Raw genomic sequence first — 7310 nt, forward strand, 5'->3', positions numbered from 1 at the left:
TGTAGTTCTCAGGAGCCGGCGCATCGGCAGGGGCGGTATCGGTAAAGGTATCGTACCGGCAGCAGGCCAACGGCAGGGCGGCGTCCTGTGCGGCCGTATGGAGCGTGCGCAGAAAATCGGGGTGATACCGGTCATCCGCATCACAGAAAGCCAGCCAGATCGCTCCTTCTGCCCGGGCACGGCGCACTCCGGCGGTGCGGGCGGCACTGACCCCGCTTTGGGGTTGGTGGATCACCACAAAACGGCGGTCGTTCTGGGCAATTTCATCGCAGAGGACAGGGGAGTCATCGGTAGATCCGTCGTCCACCAAAATACAGCAAAAATCGTCAAACCGTTGGGCGGCGATGGAATCCAGACAGTCGGGCAGAAAGGCGGCGGCATTGTGTACCGGCACAATCACGGCGATCTCGCACCGCGGCGTTTCGCGGGGGGTCATGCCGTCACCTCCCTGTGGCGGCGCAGATAAAACTCCTGCAGCACGCCGGCGCTGTGATGGATGTCATATCCGGCTTCTTCTGCTTTGTGCCGGGCTTGCGGGTCACGCCGCAAACTGGCGGCGGCGATGCAGTTGGCCCAAGCGTCAGTGTCTTGCAGCGGCAGAAAATGGACCCGGTCGGTAAAGGCAGCACCCCGGTCGATGGTGTCTGCCACAAAACAGGGCAGGCCGGCGGTCTGGGCTTCGATGAGCACTACCGGCAGGCCTTCAAACAGGCTGGGCAGCAAAAAAGCATCCATGGCATCGTAAAAGCCCTGAATGTTGCTGCGCACCCCGGCAAAGATCACGCTGTCGCCCAACTGTAATTCCCGGGTCAACGCCTGCATCTTTTCTATGTAGGGGGCGGGACCGCCGCCCAGCAGCACCAACCGGGCCCGGGGCAGGCGGCGATGCACCGCCGCAAAGATCCGCAGCAATCCGGCGTGGTTTTTCTGGGCGCTGAACCGGCCCACGTGGCCGAAAAGAATCTCGTTGTCAGCTACGCCCAGATCGCCGCGCAGCAATGCCCGCCGCTGGGGATCCCGGGCCGCAAAAAGGGCCGTGTCGATGCCGTTGGGCAGCACGGTAAAAGGGGCCTGTCCGTACAGCATCTTGCCGGCCTGTTCGCTGCAAGCAAAGCGGTCGGTCAACCCGGCGGAAAACCGCAGGCTCATCAGCCGGTCCAGCGTGCCTACCAGATTGTGCTCGTAGGCGGTGTTGTGGCTGTGCCCCACCCGCACCGGAATCCCAGCCCGGCGGGCCACGGTGTTGTAAAACATGCCAAACCCACTGTAATGCCCGTGGAGGATCCGCCATTCGGGATGGTCGGCAAACAGGGCTCGCAATTCCCGCAGATAGCGGGGCAGATTGTTGTCCTGCCGCACAGTCAGCTTGTAGATCCGCCCGCCCAGCGACAAAATCTCGTCGTCAAAAAAGCAGCTTTTATTGTAATGGTACAAAAAATCAAACTGTACCTGTTCCCGGTCGATGGTACGGTAGACGTTCATCACAAAAGTCTCCATACCGCCGGCATCCATGGCCGGCATGACCTGTAACACACGAATGGGGGCCATGGTTATTCCTCCGCTTCCAATTTGGTGCGGCAGTCTTTCAATTCCGCCAGCGCATCTTGGTGCAGTTGAGGATATTCGTGGCAGCAGCGGCGCAGGGCATCCACCACGATCTCACTGACCAGATAGCGGGTATACCATTTTTGATCGGCGGGCAGGGCGTACCAAGGGCTGTGCTCGGTAGCGGTCTCCTCGATCACCGTTTCAAAGGTATCCATATATTCCTCAAAGTGGGCGCGCTCTTTTACGTCGCTCATCGAGAATTTCCAGTTTTTGGAGGAATTGTCGATGCGCTCCAAAAAACGCTTCTTCTGCTCTTCTTTCGAAACATGGAGGAAGATTTTGACCACCCGGTAGCCGTTCTCATACAGGTATTCCTCATAGTTGCGGATCTGCCGGTAGCGCTTTTTGAAAAAGTCTTTCCTGTCATCCTCCAACGTGCGGGGCGGCATCCGGTAGGTCTTCTGCAGGTCGTGGACCTGCACCACCAGCACGTCTTCATAGTAACTGCGGTTGAAGATGGCAATGGATCCCCGGGGCGGCAGCGCTTTGTGGACACGCCATAGAAAATCGTGGCTCAATTCCTCGCTGTTGGGTTGTTTGAAGCTGGTCACCCGCACGCCCTGCGGATTCAACCCGCCCATTACATGCTTGATGGTGCTGTCCTTGCCGGCAGCGTCCAACGCCTGCAGTACAAAGATCAGCCCTTCCCGGCCATCGGCATATAGGGCGTCCTGCAAGGCGGCCATCTCCTGCAAATTGCGGGCGGTTTTCTCAAGAATTCGCTCTTTATCCACACCGTCGCGTTTGCTGTCGCAGGGCAGCTCCCGCAGATGGCACGGCTGTGCGCCGTCAAAACGGTAACGATCGGCTTTCATGGTAGACCCTCCCACATGTTTTTATAGATAGAACTAGTATACCCTTTTTTGTGCATTTGTGCAAGGCAGAGCGATAAAAAGCCCCTCCCCAGAAGGGGAGGGGCTTGCCTTACAGTGAAACCGGTGTACCGTCCAACACAGCGCGGCGCAGGGTGTCGCCGTCATAGTAAAGTTCCAGATGGAAAAACGGCGCTTCTTCGGCCAACAACCGGAAAAACAGCTTGTCGCCGGGCCAGATGGGCAGCGACAAAACGGCATCTTTGGGCACCCATTCCAGTGTGCCCTCGTCGCAGTCCGTCAGCGTGCCGGTGAACTCGGTGCAGGTATATAGGTGCATCCGCTCGGCGGGCCAAGGCGGACAGTAGAAATCCACCATGCACCGATAGCGTGGGGTCTGCATGGTCAGGCCGGTTTCTTCCTGTACTTCCCGCATCGCGCAGTCCAGCGCCGTTTCGCCGGGTTCAAACTTGCCCCCCACGCCAATCCATTTGTCGTGGTTCACATCCTGCTTTTTCTTTATGCGGTGCAGCATCAGATAGCAGCCATCCTGCTCCAGATAGCACAGCGTGGTCTGTAAAAGGTCCATACCCAGTCTCCTGTACATAAAATCCGACATTTAGCAAATACTACCACAAAACCGTAGGGGAGGAACATTCTATGAAAGCAACCGGAATTGTGCGTAGAATCGATGAACTGGGACGGGTGGTGATTCCCAAAGAAATCCGCCGTACCCAGCGTATCCGTCAGGGGGATACCTTGGAAATTTATACCGCTGCCGACGGGGAAGTGGTGTTTAAAAAGTACTCCCCGTTGGCAGAAGTGGGCCAGCTTTCCGCGGTCTATGCCGAGGTGCTGGCCAAAAATTTAGAGCGGCCGGTGCTGGTCTGTGACCGGGCCCGCATCACAGCGGCCTCGGGCAGCGGCAAAAACGATATGATGGGCCGGGATATTTCCACCGAGACCGAGCATCTGCTTTCCGGCCGGGCGACCTATACCGCACCGGAGAACCCCGCCAAGCGGCTGCGGCTTTTTGAGCGGGGGGAACGGGTGATTTTGTGCTTGGCGCCCATTGTGGCCCACGGCGATGTAGAAGGCGCCGTATTGCTGCCCGGCACCTTGCGGGATCCTGCCCCCAAGCCCGAAACCGTCCAAGCCATCACGATGGCCGCGAACTTTTTGGCGCGCTGGATGGAGGAGTGATGTTTTACGCTGCCGGCTTGTCCATCTGCCGCAGCACTTTGCGGAAGGTGAAGAAGAACAGCACCGTTGTGAAAGCGACCGCCAGAACATCGGCCACCGGTTCCGCCATATAGACGGCGCGGGCCTGATCTTCCCGGAACAGCAGCGGCATCACGTAGATCAGCGGCAGCAGCAGGATGAACTTGCGCATGACCGCCACCAGAATGGACTGTTTGGCCTTGCCCAGCGAGGTAAAGGTCATCTGGCAGGCCATCTGAATCCCAAAGAGGAAGAGGGCAGCCACATAGATGCGCAGCGCATTGCCAGTATAGGCCACCAATTCGGCGTCGCTGGTGAACATTGCGGCAAAGGCCTGCGGGAACAGTTCCACCAAGAGCCACAATAGGCAGGAGTAGAACAAACTTGCCCGCAGCAGTAAGAAGTAGGCTTTTTTCACCCGATCCCGTTTGCCGGCGCCATAGTTGTAGCTGATAATGGGTTGGGCGCCTTGGCCCAGTCCTTGCAGCGGCAGCATGGCAAACTGCATAACGCTGGAGAGGATCGTCATGGCACCTACGGCCAGATCGCCACCGTAGCGCAGCAGCGAAGCGTTAAACGCTACCGAGATCACACTCTCGCTGGCCTGCATAATAAAGGTAGCGGCGCCAAGGGCCACGCAGGGCAGCAACACACTGGGGCGAAGCTGAACGTTGGCTTTGCGCAGCCGCAGGAAGGTGCGCTTGCCGAACAGGAAGGAGAGCACCCACACACAGGACAGCGCCTGAGAGAGCACGGTGGCCAGCGCGGCACCGCGCACGCCCATGTTGAACACAAAGATGAAAACGGGATCCAGAAGGATGTTGGCCACGGCGCCGATCAGCACCGAGAGCATGCCTTCCTTGGCAAAGCCCTGTGCCGTGATGAAGGCGTTCATGCCCAGCGTCATCTGTACAAAGATGGTACCCACAGCGTAGATATCCATGTAGGCCACAGCGTAGTCAATGGTATTGCCGCTGGCGCCGAAAGCCAACAAGAAGGTGCGATCCCCCAAAAAGAGAAGGACGGTCAGCACAGCCGAGATGACGATCTGCAGCGCAAAGCAGTTGCCGAGGATCTGCTCGGCCTTTTCTTTGTTGCCTTGCCCCATGGCGATGGTGGCCCGGGGCGCACCACCGTTGCCCACCAAGGCCGCAAAGGCAGAAACAATCATAATCAGCGGAAGGCAAACCCCCACACCGGTTAGCGCCATAGCACCGATTTCGGGAATGTGGCCGATGTAGATACGGTCCACGATGTTGTACAGCATATTGATGAGTTGCGCGGCCACCGTGGGAAGTGCCAAACGCAGCAATAAGCCGCCAAGAGGGTCGTTGGCCAAAAATGCCTTATCATCCGAGGAAGTCTGCATAAGGGTACGCCTTCTTTACTTATTATAATAAGAATTTACAAAGTAGTATAAAACTACGGCAGGACGCTGTCAAGCGGTGGGCAGGAAGGGGATTGTGACGAAACTGTTAAACTTATAAAAAGTTTCGGCAAACCTCTTGACAGGCGAAATTTGGGGGGTATAATAAGTTTAGCACTCGGAGATATGGAGTGCTAAAACAAACTCAGAAACGCAGCAAAGGAGATGAGCGACATGGCGATGGATGCCCGCAAGCAGCGGATCCTAGAAGCTATTGTTGCCCTGTATGCCAGTGACGGCGAGCCGGTAGGCTCCGGTCTGCTGGCTAGCTACTTTGATATGGCACTGTCCAGTGCCACCCTGCGCAACGAGATGGCTGCCCTGACCAAGTTGGGACTGCTGGAACAGCCCCACACCAGCGCCGGGCGCGTGCCCAGTGCGCAGGGGTATCGCTACTACCTCGATCATCTCATCGACGCACCGGGCAGCACCCAACTGCCGGAAGCGGACCGGGAACACATCGACGCGCTGTTTGCGGGTATGGATGTGGAACCCGAGAAGCTGGCACCTGCTGCCGCCCGTTGCCTAGCCGATTTGACCGAATGTGCTGCCGCGGTCACCACGCCGCAGGCGCCGGACCTTTGCATCGCCCACTTTGAGGTGGTGCAGGTCGGCCGCTACTCGGCGGCGGTGTTGGCCGTTACCAGTGCCGGCGGCGTCCGCACCCGCGTGGCGCGGGTGGACACCGGCTTGACCCGGGATGATGCCGCCAATCTGGCCCAGTTGCTGAACCGCGGGCTGACCTTTGTGGCCCCGCAGGATCTAAGCCCGATGCTCACCGCCAGTATGGTGCTGGCAGCCGGGGAGCGGCTGGCGCCCGTGGTTTTGGCCGCACAGGCCTTGGTTACCACCGGGCCGCAGGCATGTTTGCAGGGCGCACAATATCTGGCCAAAATGCCCGATGTGCGAGAAAATCTCGGCACACTGCTAGAGATCTTCTCGGACAACGAGGCGGCCACCGAGCTGCTTCGCCCTGACGGCGGCAAGATCACCGCTACGCTGGACAGCGATTTGGACCCGGCTATGCCGGGCGCCTGTATCGTCAGTAAGCGGTATCTGGCCGGCGGCGGTTTGACCGGTTCGGTAGCGTTGATCGGTTCCACCCGAATGGAGTACCGGCGCCTGCTGCCGATCCTCGATTACTTCGCCACCAAGTTGGGACAGAGCATGGCCGGGCAGGGCCAATAAAAGGATAAGGAGGATCCGCAATGAGCCACAAAACAGAAAACGAAAAAAAGACGGCGACCCAGCCTGAACAGGCTGCCGAGGCCCCCGAGACCGAAACCAAGACGGAAGCGGAACAGACTGCTGCGTCGGGGTGCAAGGCCGATAAAAAGGAGAAACATCATCACGAGCAAGCAGCGCTGCAAGCTAAGCTGGAAGCCAGCGAGAAGAAAAACGCCGAGCTGAAAGACCAACTGCTGCGCACCGCGGCCGAGTACGATAACTACCGCAAGCGTTCCCAGCGGGAGGCCGACCAGAAATTCAACGACGGTATTTCCCACGCGGTCACCCAGATTTTGGGAATCTTGGATACGCTGGACATGGCTGCCAACGCCGTCTGCACCGACGAAAACTACAAGAAGGGCGTCATGATGACGCTGGATAAGGCGGCCAAAGCGCTGGAAAACCTGCACATCACCGAGATCGAGGCGCTGTCCAAGCCGTTTGACCCCAACTTCATGAACGCTGTGCAGCAGGTTCCCCCCGCCGAAGGGCAGGAGAGCGGCACTGTGGTGCAGGTGTTCCAGAAGGGCTACAAAATCGGCGATAAGATCATTCGCCACGCAACGGTAGTCGTTGCAGAATAACGTATGAATCGGGCAACACCCGTTTCAGATAAATACAACATTCACCACATTCAAATGCATTTTTGAAGGGAGTTTTATAGTATGAGCAAAATCATTGGTATTGACCTTGGCACCACCAATAGCTGTGTTGCCGTTATGGAGGGCGGCGAGCCCGTTGTTATCGCCAACGCCGAAGGCGCGCGTACCACGCCTTCTGTGGTAGGCTTCACCAAGACCGGCGAGCGTCTGGTGGGTCAGGTCGCAAAGCGTCAGGCCATCACCAACCCCGAAAACACCATTTCTTCCATCAAGCGTAAGATGGGCACGGCCGAGAAGGTCCATGCCGGCGGCAAGGATTACACCCCGGAAGAGATCAGCGCCATGATCCTCTCCAAGCTGAAGGCTGACGCCGAGGCCTATCTGGGCGAGCCTGTCACCGAGGCGGTCATCACG

Annotated in this window: 9 protein-coding genes; 4 read left to right on the forward strand and 5 right to left on the reverse strand. The window is 58.1% G+C overall.

All coding sequences use genetic code 11. The annotated features are described in order from the left end of the window. From Q0526_RS02375 to Q0526_RS02390, 4 genes are all read right to left on the reverse strand, one after another. Nucleotides 1-436 (reverse strand): glycosyltransferase family A protein (locus Q0526_RS02375; RefSeq protein WP_298730490.1); only part of this gene is annotated, 436 nt, incomplete at its 3' end. Continuing rightward, nucleotides 433-1548: a glycosyltransferase gene (locus Q0526_RS02380; RefSeq protein ID WP_298730492.1), complete on the reverse strand. Its 1116-nt coding sequence runs from the start codon at nucleotides 1546-1548 to the stop codon at nucleotides 433-435. The genes Q0526_RS02380 and Q0526_RS02375, both read right to left, overlap by 4 nt. A 2-nt stretch (nucleotides 1549-1550) precedes the next feature. After that, complete coding sequence (locus Q0526_RS02385; RefSeq protein ID WP_298730494.1) at nucleotides 1551-2423, reverse strand: PPK2 family polyphosphate kinase; 873 nt, start codon at nucleotides 2421-2423, stop codon at nucleotides 1551-1553. Nucleotides 2424-2532: 109 nt separating this feature from the next. Continuing rightward, nucleotides 2533-3009: an 8-oxo-dGTP diphosphatase gene (locus Q0526_RS02390; protein ID WP_298730496.1), complete on the reverse strand. Its 477-nt coding sequence runs from the start codon at nucleotides 3007-3009 to the stop codon at nucleotides 2533-2535. A 71-nt stretch (nucleotides 3010-3080) separates the two neighbouring features. Between Q0526_RS02390 and Q0526_RS02395 the strand changes: the two genes are divergently transcribed. Beyond that, nucleotides 3081-3623, forward strand: a complete 543-nt coding sequence (locus tag Q0526_RS02395; RefSeq protein ID WP_298730499.1) for a stage V sporulation T C-terminal domain-containing protein — start codon at nucleotides 3081-3083, stop codon at nucleotides 3621-3623. 4 nt (nucleotides 3624-3627) lie between these two features. Here Q0526_RS02395 and Q0526_RS02400 read toward each other — a convergent pair whose 3' ends face one another. Continuing rightward, nucleotides 3628-5010, reverse strand: a complete 1383-nt coding sequence (locus Q0526_RS02400) for an MATE family efflux transporter (RefSeq protein ID WP_298730501.1) — start codon at nucleotides 5008-5010, stop codon at nucleotides 3628-3630. 231 nt (nucleotides 5011-5241) lie between these two features. On the opposite strand from Q0526_RS02400, the gene hrcA reads away from it, so the two are divergent. The 3 genes from hrcA to Q0526_RS02415 form a co-directional block, all read left to right on the forward strand. Further along, complete coding sequence (gene hrcA, locus Q0526_RS02405; RefSeq protein WP_298730503.1) at nucleotides 5242-6255, forward strand: heat-inducible transcriptional repressor HrcA; 1014 nt, start codon at nucleotides 5242-5244, stop codon at nucleotides 6253-6255. A 20-nt stretch (nucleotides 6256-6275) separates the two neighbouring features. After that, nucleotides 6276-6878, forward strand: coding sequence for a nucleotide exchange factor GrpE (locus Q0526_RS02410; RefSeq protein ID WP_298730505.1), 603 nt, complete (start codon nucleotides 6276-6278; stop codon nucleotides 6876-6878). An 81-nt stretch (nucleotides 6879-6959) separates the two neighbouring features. Beyond that, a partial coding sequence (locus Q0526_RS02415; RefSeq protein WP_298730507.1) for an Hsp70 family protein occupies nucleotides 6960-7310 on the forward strand: 351 nt, incomplete at its 3' end.

The sequence above is a fragment of the uncultured Subdoligranulum sp. genome (assembly GCF_937890665.1).